This is a genomic window from Nonomuraea cavernae (assembly GCF_014646355.1).
Classification (GTDB): Bacteria; Actinomycetota; Actinomycetes; order Streptosporangiales; family Streptosporangiaceae; genus Nonomuraea; species Nonomuraea cavernae.
Genome location: NZ_BMNH01000054.1, coordinates 1 through 18,752, shown reverse-complemented (window position 1 = coordinate 18,752; position 18,752 = coordinate 1). Strand labels below are relative to the sequence as shown.

Sequence of the window (18,752 nt, the reverse complement as noted above, 5' to 3'; positions counted from 1 at the left end):
CGCCGCCGGGCCGAGCGCCGCCGGGCCGAGCGCCGCTGGGCCGAGCGCCGCTGGGCCGAGCGCCGCTGGGCCGAGCGCCGCTGGGCCGAGCGCCGCTGGGCCGAGCGCCGCTGGGCCGAGCGCCGCTGGGCCGAGCGCCGTTGAGCTGAGCGCCGTGGAGCTGAGCGCCGCTGGGCCGAGCGCCGTCGGGGCGAGCGGGGGCGGGCACTACCGGTTCGCGTGGGACGGGCCGCGGACGGCGCGGGTGCTGCTCTGGGAGGTCGCCGCGTCCGCGGTGGAACTCCTCGGCCATGGGCCGCTCGGGCGGCTGGGCGAGTGCCCGTCGTGCTGCTGGCTCTTCCTCGACACGAGCCGGAACAACCGCCGCCGCTGGTGCAGCATGACCACCTGCGGCAGCCGCGACAAGTCCCGCCGCTACTATGCGACCCGGCCCACCTGACGTTCGCCGGCGCGGCCGTAAAGCTTCTGGGCGGCTTGTCGGGCGTGGTGCTGCCGGAGCGCCCGAGCCGCCGCCTCGGGCAGTTCTAGCGTGCGACGTGACCTGCGGGTTTCGGCCTCACATCTGCCGCCTGTCGTGGAGCCGCGTCGAGGATCGCGTCCAGCATCTCCTGCGAACTCTGGAGCCGCGTGATCATCTTGGCGAGGTGAGCGCGTTCGCGCCGCAGGTCCTCGATGAAGGTCGGGCAGTCGGACGGCACGAGCAGTTCGTCACCGCCTTGCACGCAGTGCAGGCCCCGGGCGATGACAGCGGTGGGGAGCCCCGCGGCGAGCAGGGCGCGGATGTTGCGCACCGTCGCGATGTCCGCCTCGGTGTATTCGCGGTAGCCGTTGGTCAGCCGGACCGGCCTGAGGAGACCCTGCTCCTCGTAGTAGCGCAACAGCCGCCTGTTCACCCCGGTCTCGTGAGCCAGGTCGCCGATCCGCATCGAGTCCCTCCTCCTTGACCTTCACATGGGTGTGACGGCTTACCGTCACGAGTATCGCTGATCCAGAAGCAAGGAGTATGTCGGTGTCGGGTGCCGTGATCATTGGTGCAGGTCCGGGGATCGGACAGGCGGTGGCTCGTCGGTTCGCCAGGGAGGGGCTGCCGATAGCGCTGATCGCCCGGAGCGACCGGACGTTGCGCGCCGCGGCCGAGGCGGTCGCTCCCAGTGGCGTCCCAGTTGTCACGTTGAAGGCCGATAGCACCGACCAGGCCGGGCTGAACGTCGCGCTCGACGGAGTCGTCCGCGAGCACGGCGTGCCGGACGTCGTTGTGTACAACGCCGCGATCATCCAGGCGGACGCGCCGGGCGAGCTGTCGGTACGCGGTCACATGGAGGCCTGGGCCGTGAACGTGGTCGGCGCGCTCAACGCCGCAGCTCACCTCGCGCCCGCCATGGCGGCCCGCGGGAACGGAACGATCCTCATCACGGGCGGCATGCCCGAGCCCAAGCCGCGGTATGTGAGCCTCTCCCTGGGCAAGGCAGGTGTGCGTACCCTGGTCAGGCTGCTCGACCAGGAGTACGGCCCTGCCGGGGTGCACGTGGCGAGCGTCACCGTGGCCGGTCCGGTCGCCCCGGGTACGGACTTCGACCCTGACGACATCGCCGAGCACTACTGGCATCTGCACACGCAGCCACGACACCAGTGGACCGGGGAAGCTCTGCACGCCCGCGAGTCCTCATCCGCGGGGTCCTCATCCGCGACGGGCCGAGCGGCGGAAGGCGAGCAGGGACAGCGGGATGAAGATCGCGATCAGCGCCAGTGACCAGATCAGGGCGGCGACGACCGGATGCTCCAGCGGCAGCCGGTCCGGGGCGGCCATGCCGAGCGGGTTGCCGAACAGGCTCCTGGCCGCGGCGACCACCGCGGTGACCGGGTTCCACGCCGCCACGACCTGGAGCCATTCCGGCATCGAGGCGATCGGGACGAACCCGTTCGAGACGAACCCCAGCGGCAGCACCCACAGCAGCCCGGCCGTGCTGGCCACCTCGGGGCTGCGCACCGACAGGCCGATGGCGATGCCCACCCACGTCATCGCGTAGGCGAACAGCAGCAGCACGCCCAACCCCGCCGCGGTGGACAGCACGCCGGTGTGCGTCCGCCACCCCACCAGCAGACCCACCAACGCCAGCACGCCGGTCACCAGGACGGCGCGCACCAGCTCCGCGTTGGCCCGCCCGATGAGCACCGCCACGTTGGCCATCGGCAGCGCGCGGAAACGGTCGATGACTCCTCTGCTCATGTCCATGGCCAGGCCGGTGCCGGTGCCGACGCCCATGAAGGCCAGGGTCTGGGCGAAGACCCCCACCACGACGTACTCCTTGAACGGCCCCCCGCCGGGCAGCGGGATCGCGCCGCCGAAGACGTAGCTGAACAGCAGCACGAAGATGATCGGCTGGGCCAGGTTGTAGGCCAGTTCGTCCGGAACGCGGCCCATGCGCAGCAGCCCGCGCCTGGTCATCACGGCGCAGTCGCGCAGCGCCAGGCCCAGGCCCGTGGGCGCGGTGCCCAGGTCGGTCGCGGTCAGGCTCGTGGGCGCGGTGCCCGGGTCAGTCACGGTCATGCTCGTCCGCCTTCCTGGTCAGGGCGAAGAAGACGTCGTCCAGCGTCGGCCGGCGTACGGTGAGGTCGGCGACCTCGACGCCGCCGGTGTCCAGCTCCCTGATCACGTCCGCCAACCGGCTCGCGCCGCCCGGCAGCACCGCCGTCACCCGCAGCGTGTCCTCGTCGGCCTTCGGCTCGGCGAGGCCGGCCGCGGCCAGCGCGGCCATCGCGGGCGGCAGGTCGGAGGCGTAACGCACCGCCACCTCAAGGTGGTCACCGCCGACGCGGTCCTTCAGTTCGGCCGGCTTGCCCGTCGCGACCTCGCGCCCTTGGTCGATGACCACGATGAGGTCGGCGAACTGGTCGGCCTCCTCCAGGTACTGGGTGGTGACCAGCGCGGTCGTGCCCTCCTTGACCAGGTCCCCCAGCACTCGCCACACCTCCGCCCTGCCGCGAGGGTCGAGGCCGGTCGTGGGCTCGTCGAGGAACAGCACACGGGGAGCGGCCAGCAGCGCCACCCCCAGGTCCAGGCGGCGTCGCATGCCGCCCGAATAGGTGCGCACCGGACGGTCGGCGGCGCGGGTGAGGTCGAAGCGTTCGATCAGCTCCTCGCTGCGGGCCCGGACCGCCGCCGGGGTCATGCGGGCCAGCAGACCGAAGATGTTCAGGTTCTCCCGGGCCGTCAGGTACTCGTCGACGGCCGCGTACTGTCCCGCGAGGCCGACGACCCGGCGGACCGCCTGGGCCTCGCGGGCCACGTCGAAACCGCACACGCGGGCGTGGCCGCCGTCCGGACGCAGCAGCGTCGCCAGGATGCGCACCAGCGTGGACTTGCCCGCCCCGTTGGGCCCGAGCAGGCCGAGCACCTGTCCTTCGGGGGCGTGCAGATCGAGACCGTCGAGGGCGAGGACCGAGCCGTACCGCTTCACCAGCCCTTCCGCCTGGATGCCGCCGTTCATGGCGCGCTCCGCGCGGGGGCCGGGCATCTGAGAGCGTTCATGCGTGGCAGCCTGGCCCGGACCGCTCGAGCCCGGGTGGTGCGCGCCGCTCCACGCGGACTCGCGGGGCTCGACCGAACGTCCAGAAGGCCTCGAACCACCGCTGCGACCGTGACCGCCATGATTCCCATGTTCAAGGTTGCCATGTCCGAGCAGGCCCCGGCGGCGGTCGCGGACGTGCTGGCCAGCGGGCACATCGGGCAGGGCGCGAAGGTCGACGAGTTCGAGGACGCGCTGCGCTCGCGGGTGGGCAACCCCCGCCTGGCCACGGTCAACAGCGGCACCGCCGGCCTGCAGATGGCCCTTCGGCTGGCCGGTGCGGAAGGCGGCGAGGTGCTGAGCACCCCGCTGACGTTCGTGGCGACCAACTGGGCCATCATGGCCGCCGGGCTGCGCATCCGCTGGGTCGACCTCGACCCGTCCACGCTCAACGCCGACCTGGACGACCTGGCGGCCAAGGTGTCGCCCGAGACGACGGCGATCATGGTGGTCCACTGGGCCGGTTACCCGGTCGATCTGGCCAGGGTGGCGGCCATCGCCGACGAGTGCGAGCGCCGCCACGGCAGGCGGCCGGCCATCATCGAGGACTGCGCGCAGGCGTGGGGGGCCACGTACGCGGGACGACCGCTGGGCAACCACGGCAACCTGGCCGTCTACAGCTTCCAGGCCATCAAGCACATCACCTGCGGAGACGGCGGCCTCGTCGTCTTCCCCGACGACGACAGCAGCCGGCGGGGCCGCCTGATGCGCTGGTTCGGCCTCGACCGCGACCCGGGCGCCCTGCCCAGGCCCGAGCAGAACGTCGCCGAATGGGGCCTGAAGTTCCACATGAACGACATCAGCGCGGCCATCGGCCTGGCGAACCTGGACGGGGTCGACGAGCGCGTCCGGCGGCACCGCGCCAACGCCGCCTACTACGACAGGGAGCTGAAGGACGTGGCCGGCCTGGAGCTGACCCGGCCGGTGCCCGGCAGCGAGCCGTCCTACTGGGTCTATCCGGTCAAGGTGAAGCGCAGGGACGACTTCGTCGCCCGGCTGGCGGCGGCCGGCATCGCCGCCGGTCAGCTCGATCCGCGCAACGACCGGCACGCCTGCGTGGCCGCGTACGCCGAGCCGCTGCCGAAGCTGGACGCGGTCCACGACCAGATCGTGTGCCTGCCCGTCGGCTGGTGGCTGTCGGAACAGGACAGGGAGCACATCGTGAACACGATCAAGTCTGGATGGTGACGCCGTGAGCACATCAGTCGAACCGTTGCGGATCGAAGGGTCCTTCCTCGTCAAGCCGGAGATCTTCCCCGACGAGCGCGGGCACTTCCTGGAGATGTTCCAGCAGCGCGCCGTCGAGGGACCGGCCGGCGGCCCGATGCCGGTGGCGCAGGTCAACTGCTCGGTCTCCCGGCGGGGGACGATCAGAGGTGTGCACTCCTGCGTGACGCCGCCCGGCCAGGCCAGGTACGTCACCTGTGTGAGCGGGGCCATCCTGGACGTCATCGTGGACATCCGGCCCGGATCGCCCACGTACGGGGAGCACGTGGCGGTGCCGCTGGACGAGTACTCCCGGCACGCGGTGTACCTCGCCGAGGGGCTGGGGCACGCGTTCGCGCCGCTCAGCGAGCAGGCCACCGTGGTCTATCTCTGCTCCACCGCCTACAACCCGGGCGGGGAGATCTGCGTCAACCCGCTGGACCCGGAGCTGGCGCTGCCATGGGCGGCCTCGCCGCGCATCCTGTCGGACAAGGACGCCAAGGCGCCGACGCTGCGCGAGGCCGAGGCCGCCGGGTTGCTGCCGGCCTACGCGGGCAGCACGCTGATCCGCGCGTAGTGGCAGGTGCCGTTCAGCGCGCTCGTCCCGCGTAGCGGCACGTCCTGGTCAGCGCGCTCGTCCACGCGTGACAGCACCTACCGGGAGCACGCGTAACAGCACGTACGGGGCCGCCGGGCGACTGCCGCCCGGCGGCCCTGCTCGCTGCCCGGGTGGGCCGGGCTACCAAGGCGTTTCCTTCCGGCCGCGCAGGAAGACGCCGGAGGGGCCGTCGTCCGGGAGGGTGGCCGCCCACACGATGTCCTCGGCGGCCTGCTCCGGCAGCCGGTCGGCCTGCGGCCGCATCCGCGTGCGCACCTGGCCGGGGTTGACCGCGTTGACCAGCACGCCCGTGCCCGCCGTCTCGGCGGCCATGAGCACGGTCAGCGCGTTGAGCGCGGTCTTCGACACCGAGTAGCCCGGCGTGCGCGCCGAGAGCCCGTTGCTGAACGCCCCCGTGCCGCTGGAGACCATCACCACCCGGCCCCAGCCTCGCTCCACCATGCCGGGCAGGAAAGCCTGGCACATCCGCCAGGCGCCCAGAACGTTCACCTCGAACTGCCGCCTGACCAGCTCCACGGGCACGACCGACGGCGGGTGTCCCCAGTCGAGCTGGATCCCGGCGTTGTTGACCATGATGTCCACGGGGCCCACCAGATCGCGCACCCGCGCCGGCGCCTGCTCGTCGGTCACGTCGAGCACGGCGGCGCGCGCGTCACGGCCCAGCGCCGCCGCGGCGCGCTCGGCCTCCTCCGGATCCCTGGCCGTCACCACCACCCGGTGCCCCAGCGCGTGCAACCTGTCACTCACCGCGCGGCCGATGCCCCGGTTGGCACCCGTGACCAGGGCGATGCGGGTCTTCGCCGTCATAGGACGCTCCATTCGACCGTTGCTATCGCGCGATTGTGGCCACGATCGGTAGAGGATCGCTGGAGTCCGGCTGGAAATAGTTTCCGTCGTGACGGGAGGGCTTGATGGTTTTCTCTGCATGGAGATCGTGCTTATATCAGAACACCAGCACCACTCCATGGCTGACTCCAACCATGGCGGGTGTTCGACTGGGGGAGCTCTAAGGAGGGCAGGAGCTGAGGAAACGAACGAGTGGTAAGCGCAAGAAGGCAGACGAAACACTGCCGCGCTCGGGGTATCACTCTTTGTGACACTCCGCTCTGCCGAGCGGCAGTCGCGTCTCCCTATTGAGAACCTGGGAAGGCGATGGATTTCCTTGTGCTGGGCCCGTTGGCCGTGCATGACCGTCAGGGTGTGGAGCTGACCCCGACGCCGCCGAAGGTCAGAGAAGTGCTCGCGTTGCTTCTCTTACGCAATCAAACACTCGTATTAACATCCGAGCTGGTCGATGAAATTTGGCCTGACAGCCCGCCGGTGAGCGCGTTGTCAACTCTTCAAACTTATATCTACAAGCTCCGCAACATGCTGTCGGAAGGTTACGGAGAGAGGTCAACTGTATTACGGACCAGGCCGCACGGCTACATGCTGGCGGTGCCCCAAGAAAGTATTGACTCGTTCCATTTCGAGAGGCTGACGACAGCCGGAAACGCCGCGCTCGCGGACGGTGATCTGGGTGCGGCGGCCGACCTGCTGAGTCAGGCCCTCTCGCTGTGGCGAGGGCCGGCTCTGGCCGACGTCACCGGCGGCAACCTGCTGTCGGCGTACGGGACGGCTCTGGAGGAGGGCCGGCTGCGCGCCCTGGAGCTGCGGATCGACGTGGACCTGCGGCTGGGGCGGCACCGCAAAGCCGTCAGCGAGCTGAAGAGGCTGGTCAACGACCATCCGTTGCAGGAGGTCTTCCACACCCAGCTCATGCTGGCGCTGCACCGGTCCGGCCGCCGTCCCGAGGCGCTCGACGTCTATCAGAGGCTGCGTAACCTCCTGGTGGAGGAGCTCGGCGTGGAGCCGTCGAGCCGGGCGCAGTCCATGCATCAGGCGGTGCTCTCCTCGGCCAGTTCGCTGGAGGTGCGGGCCCCCGAGGGCACGATCACGATCAGCGTTCCCGACCGCCTGGAGGAGGAGTCCGCGCCGCCGCCCGCGCAGCTCCCGCCCGACGTTCTCGATTTCACCCCCCGGGCGGACCTGGAGCAGGTCGTGAACGGGCTGCTCAAGCCACGCAACGGGACCGCCCCGGCCGTCTCGATCAGCGGCATGACCGGTGTAGGCAAGACGGTGCTGGCCGTGCACGCCGCCCACCTGCTGCGCCAGGACTTCCCCGACGGACAGCTCTTCGCGCGGTTGCGAGGCAGCACCGGTGACCCGGCCGACCCGGCCGACATCCTGGCCGACTTCCTGCACGCCGCCGGGCTGGCCGAGGACCGCATCCCGACCGGCATGGAGGGACGCGTCGCCGCGTTCCGCACCTGGGTGGCCACCCGAAAGGTGCTCATCGTGCTCGACGACGCGGCCACCGCCGCGCAGATCCAGCCGCTGCTGCCGGGCTGCCCGCCCAGCGGCACCATCATCACGGGCCGTGCCGGGCTCAACGGGCTGGTCGGCGCGGCGCACGTACGGCTGGACCTGCCGACCGAGGACGACTGCGTCGAGCTCCTGCAGAACATCATCGGCCGGCCGCTCGCCGACGGCGAACGCCAGGCGGCCGAGGTGATCGCCCAGCTCTGCGGGCGTCTGCCGCTGGCGATCAGGGCGGTCGGCGCGCGCGTGTCCTCCACCGGCTGGTCGCTCAAGAAGCTGGCCGAACGCCTGATCGTCAGCGGCAGGCGGCTGGACGAGCTGGTCTTCGCCGATCTCGACGTACGGGACCGGCTGCAGGAGAGCTACGAGCAGCTCGGCGAGGAGGAGCGGCGGTTCCTGCGCCTGCTCAGCCTCCTGCCGGGGCCGGTGTTCACCGCGCACGGCGTGGCCAACCTGCTGGAGTCGGACTCCGACTCCGTGGACAAGCTGCTGCTGCAACTCGTGGAGAACCACTTCCTGCGGGTGCTTCTGCAGAACGTCGATGAAATCGTATACACCATCCATGAGCTGGTCCGGTTCTTCGCCCAGGAGCAGGTCGAGCAGGAGCTCGGCTACCGCGAGCAGGAACGCCTGAACGGACCCTTCGAGCTGCCCTGACCCCCTCCAGCCGCGCTCGACCCGCTGGACGAGTGCGGCTCCATTGCTTCTCCAGCGCTGCCGGACAGCCTGCGCTTGTCCATGGCCTCGTCAGGCAGGAATATCCATGAAGGCTCTCGTCCTCGCGGGTGGGCGGGGAACCAGGCTGCGGCCCCTCACCCACACTGTCCCCAAGCAACTGGTGCCGGTGGCCAACAAGCCGGTGCTCCTGTACGGTCTGGAAGCCATCAGGGACGTCGGCATCACCGACGTCGGCGTGGTCGTGGGCGACCACGGACCAACGATCCGCGACGTGCTCGGCAACGGCGGCGCGCTCGGACTCGACATCACCTACCTGCACCAGCACGCCCCTCTGGGGCTCGCGCACTGCGTCATGCTGTCCCAGGACTTCCTCGGCGGCGCCGACTTCCTGCTCTACCTCGGAGACAACGTCATACTCGACGGGCTCGGCCCGTTGCTCGACGCGTTCTGGCACTCCAGACCGGACGCCCTGGTGATGACCGGCAAGGTCGGCAACCCCTCCGAATACGGGGTGGCGGAGGTCGGCCCCGGCGGCGTCGTCACCGGCCTGGCGGAGAAGCCCGCCGACCCGCGCAGCGACCTGGCCCTCATCGGCGCGTACGTCTTCTCCCCGGTCATCCACCAGGCCGTGCGCAGCATCCAGCCGAGCTGGCGCAACGAACGCGAGATCACCCACGCCATCGAATGGCTGATGCGCAACGGCTGGCGGGTGGAGGCGCACCTGCACGGCGGCTACTGGAAGGACACCGGCCGCGTCGAGGACCTGCTGGAGTGCAACCGGGCGGTGCTCGACACCGCCGAGCGGTCGATCAAAGGCCAGGTGGACGACTCCTGCGAGATCCGCGGCCCGGTCGTCATCGAGGAGGGGGCGCAGGTCAGCGGCTCCCGCATCATCGGGCCGGCGGCGATCGGCGGCTCGGCGGTGGTGCGCGACAGCCGCATCGGGCCGTACACCAGCATCGGCGCCGACTGCGACATCGTCGGCGCCACCATCGAGAACTCGGTGGTGTGCGACGGCAGCACCGTCCGCGGCAGCCTGCGCGACTCCCTGATCGGCCGACAGGCCAGGGTGAACGGCGACTTCGGACGGCCCGCCCGCCTGGTGCTGGGCGACCACAGCGAGGCCAGGTTGCACGAGGGCGCCTCATGACCGTCACCCTCGACGCCACCTGGCTGATCTGCCCGGGCTGCTCCGACCTGGTTTTCCGGCCCAAGTACGAGCGTGGACTGCGGGTCTGCCAGGGCTGCGGCCACCATGCCAGGCTCACCGCCCGCGAGCGGCTGGACAGCCTGCTGGACCCCGGCTCGGAGAAGCCGGTCGAGACGGCCCTGCCGGTCGACGATCCCCTCGGTTTCACCGACACCCGGCCCTACACCGAGAGGCTGGCCACCGCGCGGGCCGGCACCGGCCTGCGTGAGGCCGCCCTCTGCGCCACCGGCACCATCGAGTCCCACCCCGTCGTGGTGGCCTGCCTCGACTTCGCCTTCGTCGGCGGCTCGCTCGGCTCCGGGGTCGGCGAGCTGGTCACGGTCGCGGCCGAGAAGGCGCTGGCCGAACGCGTGCCGTTGCTCGTGGTGACGGCCTCCGGCGGCGCGCGGATGCAGGAGGGCGCGCTGTCGCTCATGCAGATGGCCAAGTGCAGCCAGGCGCTGGCCCGCCTGGACGAGGCCGGGATTCTCACCGTCGCCCTGGTCACCGACCCGACGTACGGCGGCGTGGCGGCCTCGATCGCCACGCTGCCCGACGTGCTGATCGCCGAGCCCGGCGCGCATCTGGGGTTCGCCGGGCCGCGCGTCATCGAGCAGACCATCCGGCAGCGGTTGCCGGAGGGGTTCCAGACGGCGGAGTTCCTGCTGGCGCGGGGGCTGATCGACGCGGTGGTGCCCAGGCCGGCGCTGCGCCGCGCCCTGGCCCGTCTGCTGGCGGCCGCCCGCCCGGACGGCACGGGCGCCCCGACGGGCGACGCAGCCCACGCGGCCCACCCGGCCGACCGGGCCGAGCGGGCCGACCGGGCCGGGGCCGAGCAGGTCGAGCCGACCGGGGCCGAGCAGGTCGAGCCGACCGGGGCCGAGCGGGTCGAGCTGGCCGGGGCCGAGCGGGCCGAGCGGGCCGGGCTCGTGCGGGACTCGGCGGCGCTGCCGCGGCGCCCCGCCTGGGAGGTGGTGCGGCTGGCCAGGGAACCGGCCCGCCCGACCACCCTCGACTACGCCGGCCTGCTCCTGGAGGACTTCACCGAGCTGCGCGGCGACCGCGCGGGCGCGGACTGCCCGGCGATCGTGGGCGGTATCGGACGCCTGTACGGCAGGGGCGTGATGCTCATCGGCCACCAGAAGGGGCACGACACCCAGGAACGCGTGAAGCGGAACTTCGGCATGCCGACCCCCGCCGGATACCGCAAGGCGGCCCGGCTCATGCGGCTGGCCGGCAAGCTCGGCCTGCCGGTGCTCACCCTCGTGGACACCCCCGGCGCCTACCCCGGCATCGAGGCCGAGGAGCAGGGACAGGCGTGGGCCATCGCCGAGAACCAGCGCCTGATGTCGGGCCTGCCCGTCCCCGTCGTCGCCGTCATCACCGGCGAGGGCGGCAGCGGCGGCGCGCTGGCGCTGGCCGTGGCCGATCGGGTGCTCGCCCTGTCCAACGCCGTCTACTCCGTCATCAGCCCCGAGGGGTGCGCCGCGATCCTGTGGAAGACCGCCGCGGCGGCCCCGCAGGCCGCCGACGCGCTCGGCCTGGACGCCCGCGAACTGCTCCGGCACCGCATCGTCGACGCGGTCATCCCGGAGCCTGACGAGGGGGCGCACGAGGCCGCCTCACGTACCGCCGAGCGGGTCGGCAGGGCCGTACGGCAGGCGTTCGAGGAGCTGACCCCGTCGCCGGTCGCCGAGTTGGTCGAGGCGCGGCGGCGGCGCTTCCGCAGTTTTGGTGTCCCTTCGTCCGAGGAGTCGAGATGGCCGAACACGGAGACCTGATCGAGGCGGTGCACCGGCATGCCGTGGGGTTCGTCGAGTCGGTCGGCGGGCCGATCCGCCGGCTGAAGGTGACGGCGGGCGAGGTCACCCTCGAAGCGGAGTGGGCCGGCCCCGCCGACTCCGCCGACCCTGCCGACCACGCCGGCCCCGCCGACCGGCGAGCCCCCGCGCCCCACGGCGCGACCTCCAACGGGCAGGGGCCGGACGGCGTGGTCTCGGGGGCGGCGCTGGTCGCCGCCACGGTCGACGCGCACGGGACCCGGGCCGCCGTGACGGCGGCGTCGCAGGGGGCCTCGGTCACCGCGAACGGAACCGCCGCCACGACGGCGTCGGTCATCCCGTCGCCCACGGTCGGCACCTTCTACCGCTGCCCGGAGCCCGGAGCCGAGCCCTTCGTCAAGGAGGGCGACCTGGTCACGCCCGGCCAGCAGGTGGCGATCCTGGAGGCGATGAAGCTGATGAACCCCATCCACGCGCTCACCGCCGGCCGGATCACCCGGATCCTCGTCGAGGACGCCGCCGCCGTCGAGTACGGTCAGGCGCTCTTCGCCCTGGAGGAGAGCTGATGTTCGGGACGGTCCTGGTCGCCAACCGCGGCGAGATCGCCCTCAGAGTGGTCCGGACCTGCAAGGAGATGGGCATCCGCACCGTCGCCGTCTACTCCTCGGCGGACGAGGACTCCCCGGTCGTCCGCATGGCCGACGAGGCCGTGCGGATCGGCCCGCCCCCGGCCAGACGCAGCTACCTGTACGCTCCGGCCATCCTTCAGGCCGCCCGCCTGACCGGCGCGGAGGCCATCCATCCGGGCTACGGCTTCGTGTCGGAGGACGCCGACTTCGCCGAGATGTGCCAGGCGGAGGGGCTGACGTTCATCGGGCCGCCGCCGGAGGTGCTGGCCATGCTGGGCGACAAGGCCGAGGCGCTGCGCGTGCTGTCGGCCGCCGGACTGCCTGTTCTGCCGGGCACGCACCGGCCGATCGCGAGCGCGGGGGAGGCCGTCGAGGCGGCGGCCGGCATCGGCTTCCCGATCATCGTCAAGGCCCTGTCGGGCGGCGGCGGCCGGGGCATGGCCATCGCCATGCACCCGTCCGAGCTGCCCGAGGCGTACGCGCGGGCACGCAGCGCCGCCCGGGCCGTCTTCGGGGACGAGCGCGTCTACCTGGAGCGGTACGTCGAGTCGGCCCGGCACGTCGAGGTGCAGGTGCTGGCCGGGCTCCACGGGCAGGTCCTGCACCTGGGCGCGCGCGACTGCTCGGTGCAGCGGCGGCGGCAGAAGCTCATCGAGGAGACCCCGGTGCCCGGCCTGCCCGAGGACGTGGCGGCCGAGCTGTGCGAGCGGACCGTCGAGGCGGCCCGCGCCGTCGGATACGTGGGGGCGGGGACGTTCGAGTTCCTGCTCGACGACGCGGGCGAGTTCCACTGCATCGAGGTCAACTGCCGCATCCAGGTCGAACACCCGGTCACCGAGCTGGTCACCGGCGTGGACCTGGTCCGCGAGCAGCTCCACGTGGCCGCGACCGGCACGCCCGGCATCACGCAGGACGACGTGCGGCTGAACGGCGCGGCCATCGAGTGCCGCGTCAACGCCGAGGATCCGGCTCGGGGCTTCCTGCCGACGCCCGGCACGATCGAGTCGCTGACGTTGCCGGCCGGGCCGTTCACCCGGGTGGACGACCACGTCCGGCAGGGCATGCGCGTCTCGCCCTTCTACGACCCGCTGCTGGCCAAGGTGAGCGTGTGGGCGCCCGACCGGGAGCAGGCCATCGCCCGCATGGAGCGGGCGCTGTCGGAGTGCGTCGTCACCGGTCCCGGCGTCAGCACCACGACCGCGTTCCTCGCCGGGCTGCTCGCCCACCCGCTCTTCCGGGACGGCAAGCACACCACGGCCCTGGCCGAGACCTTCGATCCCGCCTGACGGTAGTCACGGCGAACCGAAAGGCGGCGCGGCCCCTCACATGGGGGCCGCGCCGCCTGATGTTGACGAGCCGCCCGTGAGCGGCCGGTGAGCCGCTGGAGCCGCTGGAGGTCCGCGCTCAGGTGAGCGCCACGCCCAGGCTGTTGGCCGTCAGCGCGGCCACCGCCAGCGTGGTCCGCAGCAGGTGCCAGGCCCGCCAGCGCGGCCGAGGATCGGCCCAGTCGGCCGGGACGGCGTCCGGGTCGATCCGCTTCAGCATCCGGTTGATCGGCACGTTGCACAGGTGCGAGACGCCCGCCACCCCCAGCATCAGCACGACCGCCGCCCCGAACAGCACCCGGGCGCTCTGCGGCCCCGGCAGCAGCGCCAGGACCAGGTCGCCGGCCGCCGTGCCCAGCACGAGGATCGGCATGACCGGGTCCCAGTTACGGCCGAGGAGGGTCGTGGTGTAGAGGTAGCGGTCGGCGGGCATCGCCATCAGCGCCGGCACCACGCTCAGCGCCACGGCGAACAGCACGCCCGCCACCATTCCGCTGCTCACCACCACCAGCACGGCCAGCGGTGAAATCTGCATCGCTCGTCACACTCCCTCTACACTTCCTCGCCGAACTCCCTCGCCGAGAGCTCCCTCGCCGAGAGCTCCCTCGCCGAGGGCTCCCTCGCCGAGGGCTCCCTCGCCGACCTGGGCGTCCAGCTCCTCCATCGCCGCCTTCCACGCGGCGAGCGTTCCCTCGGCCGACGCCGGCAGCGGCGCGACCACCGTGCCGCGGCCCGACCGCACGGCCGCGTGCCGCCGCGCCAGCATCGACAGGCTCCTCCCGGGACCGGCCTCCACCAGCGTGTGGTCGCCGTCGGTGAGCAGGCCGTCCAGCGCCGCCCAGAACAGCACGGGCCGGGCGAGCTGCCCGGCCCAGAAGCCGGGGGAGAGCGCCTGGGCCCCGCTGACGGGCAGGCCCGTCGCGGTGGACCTGATCGGCACCCGAGGCGGCGCCAGCGGCACCCCGGCGAACCCCACGGCGAACAACTCCGCCGCGCCGCGCACCGCCGGGCAGTGGAACGGCTGGCGCGACGGCACCCGCCGGGTCGTCACGCCGTCGGCCGCCAGCTCCCGGGTCAGCTCCGTCAGCCACGGTTCGGGCCCGGCCACGACGGTGTGGCGGGGGGCGTTGATCGCGGCCACGGCCACGCCCGCCGCCCGGTGCCGGGCGCCGATGCGTGGCTCCAGATCGTCGGCGGCCACCCCGGCGGCGATCATGCCGCCGGGGCCGACCGTCGCCATCGCCTGGCTGCGGGCCGCCATCAGCCGCGCCGCGTCGGCCAGGGTGAACACCCCGGCCAGGCAGGCCGCCGCCAGCTCGCCGACGCTGTGGCCGAGCAGCGCCGCGGGTCTGAGCCCGCGGGCCGTCAGCGTCCTGCCCAGCGCGTACCCGATGGCGAACAGCAGCGGCTGGGCGCGCGAGGCGTCGTCGAGGGGGACCCGGGGGTGGTCGCCGAGCCAGTCAGCGCGCAACCGGCCCCCCTCCTCGCCCATCAGGGCGAAGAACTCGTCCATGGTCGCGGTGAACTCCGGCTCGGCGCCGTACAGCTCCACCGCCATGCCGGGATGCTGTGCCCCCTGTCCGGGGAACAGCAGCACCACCGGGCGACTCGGCTCGGGCATGCGCGACCTCTCAGTAGTCAGCAATCAGTAGTCGAGGGTGACGTCGTACTCGGTGAACCACCTGGTCAGCCAGAGCGCCATCTCCAGGCTGCCGCGGTCGTACGGCCGGCTGACGTGGCCCGCCGGGCGCTGGACCGCCTTCCTGACGCGCTCCGGGTCGAGCAGCCCCGGCACCGCGCGCTCGCCGCCGCCGGTCAGCTCGCCGAGCTCGTCGCGCAGGGCCTGCTCGTACGCCGGGTCCTGCGTGGCCGGGTACGGCGTCTTCACCCGGTCCCGTACGGCTTCGGGCAGCAGGTCGCCGACGGCGGCCCGCAGCAGGCTCTTCTCCCTGCCGTCGAACGTCTTCATCGCCCACGGGACGTTGAAGACGTACTCGACCAGGCGGTGGTCCAGGAAGGGCACCCGGACCTCCAGGCCGTTGGCCATGCTCATGCGGTCCTTGCGGTCGAGCAGCGTCTGCAGGAACCGGGTGAGGTTGAGGTAGGTCACCTCGCGCATGCGCCGTTCGAGCCGGTCCTCTCCCGGCAGCACGGGCACCTCGGCCAGCGCCTCGTGGTAGCGGGCCAGCCGGTGCTGCTGGATGTCGAGCTTCTCCTTCAGCTCCTCGTCCAGCAGCGACAGCCCGCCGAAGTAGCGGGCCGAGCCGGGCGTCAGCCACGGGAAGGTGCCGGCGTCCACGGCCGCCGGGTTGAAGAACCAGCGGTAGCCGCCGAACAGCTCGTCGGCGCCCTCACCGGACAGCGCCACCGTGGAGCGCTCGCGCACCGCGCGGCAGAGCAGGTAGAGCGACGGCCACATGTCGCCCCAGAACGCGGGCGGCTGGTCGTTGGCCCGCAGCACCGCCGAGCGCACCGACTCGGCCACCAGCTCGTCGCTGTTCAGCCGCACTTCGCGGTGCTCGGCTCCGACGTGCGCCGCCAGCGCGCGGGCGAACGGGGCGTCGGGCGCGCCGCGCACCGCGTCGGCCTGGAAGATGTCCTCCGCGCCGGAGAAGGCGACCGAGAACGACCGTACGGGGCCGTTGCCGGAGGCCGCCAGCCGGTCGGCGGTCAGCGCCGTCAGCGCGGACGAGTCGAGGCCGCCCGACAGCAGGGTGCACACCGGCACGTCGGCGATGAGCTGCCGGCCGACGATGTCCTCCAGCAGCCCGCGCACCGTGGCGACCGTGGTGTCCAGGTCGTCGGTGTGCTCGCGGGCCTCGATCGACCAGTAGCGGTGCTTGGTCAGGCCGCTTCTGCGCAGCCGTACCAGGTGGCCGGGGCGGACCTCGTGCATGCCGGACAGGACCGCCCGCTCGGGGGTCTTGACCATGTCGAGGACCTCGCGCAGGCCGTCCAGCCCGACGCGGCGCCGCACCTCGGGGTGCGCGAGCAGGGCCTTGGGCTCCGAGCCGAACAGCACCCCGGAGCGGGTCGGATGGTAGTAGAGGGGTTTGACGCCCAGCCGGTCGCGCAGCAGCACCAGTTCCTGTGTGCGGACGTCCCAGACGGCCAGCGCGAACATGCCGTTCAGCCGCTGGGCGAAGTCGGCGCCCCACCGCAGGTAGGCGTGCAGCACCACCTCGGTGTCGCTGCTCGTGCGGAACCGGTGGCCGTGCGAGACCAGCTCGGCGCGCAGCTCCCTGAAGTTGTAGATCTCCCCGCAGAACGTCACCGCGGCCAGGGTCGTGCCGTCCTCCTCGGCCGACATGGGCTGGTGGCCGCCGGCCAGGTCGATGACCGACAGGCGGCGGTGCCCGAGCAGCACGTGCCTGTCCTGCCACAGGCCCTCGTCGTCGGGGCCTCTGCGACTCATCGTGGCCGTCATCGCCCTGGCCGTCGCCGTGTGGCGGGTCAGGTCACGCGAGAAGTCCACCCAGCCGGCGATTCCGCACATGCGCGCTCCTCAGGACGTGCCCGCCAGGGCCCGGTTGACCGTGTTGAGCAGGTCCGCGGGCGTCTTGGCGCCGCCGACCTCCTCCTCCGAGATCTCGAGTGAGTACTCCCGCTCGATGGCGCTGACCGTGTTGAACAGGGCCAGCGAGTCGTAGCCGAGCGCTTCGAAGGTCGTGTCGAGGATGTCGCCGTCCAGCTGGACCGACTCGTCCTCGCCGGCGCTTTCGCGGAGCAGTCGCACCAGTGTGTCGATGGTGATTTCCCGCATCTTCACCCCTTGTCTTACCTGAGAGCTGTCTATGGCGGGAAATGTCGTACGACGCGCTTGACGGACGTTGGACGGCGGCTCGACCCGCCGTGCGGCCCGTGCTCCAGCGGGGCTCCAGCGAGACCACAGATCGCGCGGTCACGGTCGGCACCATGAGGTTGCCGTTAGGCGAATGGCTGCGGGCCTACGTCCGCGTCTGGGCGGAGTACCCGTCCCTGATCTTCTACCAGCCGAGCCCCTGGGACGACGGCCCCGAACCGGACGACGAGTGGCCCGAGACGGCGAACCGGTGAGGCTCGCCCCGTGCCCTGGCAGCGCGTGCCCTGGCGGCGCGCCGTGTACAAGGAGGCAAACTTGACCGCAGAAGCACCACCCCCGAGCTTCCCGTTCGCCGCCGCCGACCCCCTGGAGCCGGCCGAGGAGTACGTGCGGATGCGCGAGAACGGCTCCGCCGCCCGCGTCACCCTCCCGTCCGGTGACCCGGCCTGGCTGGTGACGAGGTACGAGGACGTCCGCACCGTGCTCGCCGACCCGCGCTTCAGCCGGGAGGCGATCACCGCGCCCGGTGCGCCCAAGGTGTTCCCGATCGCCCGGGGCGCCAAGTCCATCATCGTGATGGACCCGCCGGAGCACACCAGGCTGCGCCGCCTGGTGTCGTACGCGTTCTCCGTGCGGCGCATGGAGGAGCTGCGCCCGCGCGTGGAGGAGATCGCCCGGGGGCTGGTGACGGCGATGGAGCGCACGGGCCCGCCCGCCGACCTCGTGGCCGGCCTCACCCAGCCGCTGCCCATCATGGTCATCTGCGAGATGCTCGGCGTGCCGTACGAGGAGGTCGACCAGTTCAGGACGTGGACCGACCTCATGCTCAGCTTCGACTCGGGCCGCCGCGAGGAGGTCATCGAGGCCCGCGACCGGCTCAACGGCTATCTGGCCGAGCTCATCGCCGCCAAGCGCACCCGGCCTACCGACGACCTGCTCATGGTGCTGATCAACGCCAGGGACGAGGGCGACCGGCTGTCGGAGGAGGAGCTGGTGGCGTTCGCGTTCACGCTGCTCGGCGCCGGCTACCACGCCACCACCGCCGGGATGACGCACGTGATGCTGCGGCTGCTGCGCAGTCCCGAGCGGATGCGGACGCTGCGCGACAAGCCCGAGTTGCTGGCGCCCGCGGCCGAGGAGCTGCTGCGGCTGTCGCAGGCGGGCGGCGGGGTGGGCGCGCTGCGCATCGCCACCGAGGACGTCGAGCTGGGCGGCACCCTCGTCAGGGCGGGCGACGCGGTGCTGCCGTCCACCACGGCCGCCAACCGGGACCCCGGGGTCTTCCCCGACCCCGACGGGTACGACCCGGCGCGCGAGCAGAACCACCACATCACCTTCGGCCACGGCGTCCACTACTGCCTGGGCGCGCAGCTCAGCAGGATCGAGCTGCGGATCGTGCTGGAGACGGTGCTGGAGCGGTTCCCCGGTCTGGAGCTGGCGGTGCCGGAGGAGGAGCTGGAGTGGCGCACCGGGACGGCGTTCGGCCGCCCCGAGCGGCTGCCGGTCACCTGGTAGGGAGTACGGCGGGCCGGTAGGGACACGGCCGGCGGGCGGGGAACACGGCAGGGGCGGCGCCGCGCGATCGCGCGGCGCCGC

19 protein-coding genes are annotated in these 18,752 nt (G+C 72.2%); 11 read left to right on the top strand and 8 right to left on the bottom strand.

Annotation, left to right across the window (positions count from 1 at the left end):
• The first annotated feature begins 154 nt into the window (after window positions 1–154).
• Window positions 155–439 carry a CGNR zinc finger domain-containing protein gene (locus IEY82_RS38370; protein WP_229697796.1) on the top strand — a complete coding sequence of 95 codons (285 nt, stop codon included), beginning with the start codon at window positions 155–157 and terminating at the stop codon, window positions 437–439.
• Between the two features lie 85 nt (window positions 440–524).
• Here the strand turns inward: IEY82_RS38370 and IEY82_RS38365 are convergent, their stop codons facing one another.
• The gene (locus IEY82_RS38365; protein WP_189129209.1) at window positions 525–926 is read right to left on the bottom strand and encodes a MerR family transcriptional regulator; all 402 of its coding nucleotides are present in this window, start codon (window positions 924–926) and stop codon (window positions 525–527) included.
• Window positions 927–1,003: 77 nt separating this feature from the next.
• On the opposite strand from IEY82_RS38365, the gene IEY82_RS38360 reads away from it, so the two are divergent.
• Window positions 1,004–1,750 (top strand): SDR family NAD(P)-dependent oxidoreductase, encoded by a 747-nt coding sequence (locus tag IEY82_RS38360; RefSeq protein ID WP_225263901.1) that lies wholly within the window; start codon window positions 1,004–1,006, stop codon window positions 1,748–1,750.
• On the opposite strand, the gene IEY82_RS38355 is transcribed toward IEY82_RS38360, so the two are convergent.
• Both IEY82_RS38355 and IEY82_RS38350 read right to left on the bottom strand, forming a co-directional pair.
• On the bottom strand, window positions 1,679–2,548 hold the full coding sequence (locus tag IEY82_RS38355) for an ABC transporter permease (RefSeq protein ID WP_189129208.1): 870 nt from the start codon (window positions 2,546–2,548) through the stop codon (window positions 1,679–1,681). The two genes, IEY82_RS38360 and IEY82_RS38355, sit on opposite strands and share 72 nt — an antisense overlap.
• Complete coding sequence (locus tag IEY82_RS38350; RefSeq protein WP_189129207.1) at window positions 2,535–3,488, bottom strand: ATP-binding cassette domain-containing protein; 954 nt, start codon at window positions 3,486–3,488, stop codon at window positions 2,535–2,537. The genes IEY82_RS38355 and IEY82_RS38350 overlap by 14 nt, the downstream gene beginning before the upstream one ends.
• 168 nt (window positions 3,489–3,656) lie before the next feature.
• Here IEY82_RS38350 and IEY82_RS38345 point away from each other — a divergent pair, with 168 nt between their 5' ends.
• The gene (locus IEY82_RS38345) at window positions 3,657–4,754 is read left to right on the top strand and encodes a DegT/DnrJ/EryC1/StrS family aminotransferase (RefSeq protein ID WP_225263899.1); all 1,098 of its coding nucleotides are present in this window, start codon (window positions 3,657–3,659) and stop codon (window positions 4,752–4,754) included.
• Window positions 4,755–4,758: 4 nt separating this feature from the next.
• Window positions 4,759–5,349, top strand: a complete 591-nt coding sequence (locus tag IEY82_RS38340; RefSeq protein ID WP_189129205.1) for a dTDP-4-dehydrorhamnose 3,5-epimerase family protein — start codon at window positions 4,759–4,761, stop codon at window positions 5,347–5,349.
• Between the two features lie 162 nt (window positions 5,350–5,511).
• On the opposite strand, the gene IEY82_RS38335 is transcribed toward IEY82_RS38340, so the two are convergent.
• Entirely contained in the window at window positions 5,512–6,198 is a 687-nt protein-coding gene (locus IEY82_RS38335; RefSeq protein WP_189129204.1) for an SDR family NAD(P)-dependent oxidoreductase, read from the bottom strand.
• Window positions 6,199–6,543: 345 nt separating this feature from the next.
• Here IEY82_RS38335 and IEY82_RS38330 point away from each other — a divergent pair, with 345 nt between their 5' ends.
• From IEY82_RS38330 to IEY82_RS38310, 5 genes are all read left to right on the top strand, one after another.
• On the top strand, window positions 6,544–8,409 hold the full coding sequence (locus IEY82_RS38330; protein WP_189129203.1) for an AfsR/SARP family transcriptional regulator: 1,866 nt from the start codon (window positions 6,544–6,546) through the stop codon (window positions 8,407–8,409).
• A 106-nt stretch (window positions 8,410–8,515) separates the two neighbouring features.
• Window positions 8,516–9,580: a glucose-1-phosphate thymidylyltransferase gene (locus tag IEY82_RS38325; RefSeq protein ID WP_189129202.1), complete on the top strand. Its 1,065-nt coding sequence runs from the start codon at window positions 8,516–8,518 to the stop codon at window positions 9,578–9,580.
• Window positions 9,577–11,400 carry an acetyl-CoA carboxylase carboxyltransferase subunit alpha gene (locus tag IEY82_RS38320; protein ID WP_189129201.1) on the top strand — a complete coding sequence of 608 codons (1,824 nt, stop codon included), beginning with the start codon at window positions 9,577–9,579 and terminating at the stop codon, window positions 11,398–11,400. The genes IEY82_RS38325 and IEY82_RS38320 overlap by 4 nt, the downstream gene beginning before the upstream one ends.
• Complete coding sequence (locus tag IEY82_RS38315; protein WP_189129200.1) at window positions 11,379–11,966, top strand: acetyl-CoA carboxylase biotin carboxyl carrier protein; 588 nt, start codon at window positions 11,379–11,381, stop codon at window positions 11,964–11,966. The genes IEY82_RS38320 and IEY82_RS38315 overlap by 22 nt, the downstream gene beginning before the upstream one ends.
• Complete coding sequence (locus tag IEY82_RS38310; RefSeq protein ID WP_189129199.1) at window positions 11,966–13,315, top strand: acetyl-CoA carboxylase biotin carboxylase subunit; 1,350 nt, start codon at window positions 11,966–11,968, stop codon at window positions 13,313–13,315. Before IEY82_RS38315 ends, IEY82_RS38310 begins: the two co-directional genes overlap by 1 nt.
• A 118-nt stretch (window positions 13,316–13,433) precedes the next feature.
• On the opposite strand, the gene IEY82_RS38305 is transcribed toward IEY82_RS38310, so the two are convergent.
• Genes IEY82_RS38305 through IEY82_RS38290 form a run of 4 tightly spaced genes read right to left on the bottom strand, consistent with a single transcriptional unit; the run spans window position 13,434 to window position 17,117 of the window.
• A complete protein-coding gene (locus IEY82_RS38305) occupies window positions 13,434–13,889 on the bottom strand; it encodes an anthrone oxygenase family protein (RefSeq protein WP_189129198.1) in 456 nt (151 codons plus the stop codon).
• Between the two features lie 6 nt (window positions 13,890–13,895).
• Window positions 13,896–14,975, bottom strand: coding sequence for an acyltransferase domain-containing protein (locus tag IEY82_RS38300; protein WP_189129197.1), 1,080 nt, complete (start codon window positions 14,973–14,975; stop codon window positions 13,896–13,898).
• Between the two features lie 24 nt (window positions 14,976–14,999).
• A complete protein-coding gene (asnB, locus tag IEY82_RS38295; protein ID WP_189129196.1) occupies window positions 15,000–16,850 on the bottom strand; it encodes an asparagine synthase (glutamine-hydrolyzing) in 1,851 nt (616 codons plus the stop codon).
• A 9-nt stretch (window positions 16,851–16,859) separates the two neighbouring features.
• Window positions 16,860–17,117, bottom strand: a complete 258-nt coding sequence (locus tag IEY82_RS38290; protein ID WP_189129195.1) for an acyl carrier protein — start codon at window positions 17,115–17,117, stop codon at window positions 16,860–16,862.
• A gap of 152 nt (window positions 17,118–17,269) precedes the next feature.
• Here IEY82_RS38290 and IEY82_RS38285 point away from each other — a divergent pair, with 152 nt between their 5' ends.
• On the top strand, window positions 17,270–17,410 hold the full coding sequence (locus IEY82_RS38285; RefSeq protein WP_189129194.1) for a hypothetical protein: 141 nt from the start codon (window positions 17,270–17,272) through the stop codon (window positions 17,408–17,410).
• Between the two features lie 61 nt (window positions 17,411–17,471).
• Window positions 17,472–18,671: a cytochrome P450 gene (locus IEY82_RS38280; protein WP_225263895.1), complete on the top strand. Its 1,200-nt coding sequence runs from the start codon at window positions 17,472–17,474 to the stop codon at window positions 18,669–18,671.
• Window positions 18,672–18,752: the final 81 nt, after the last annotated feature.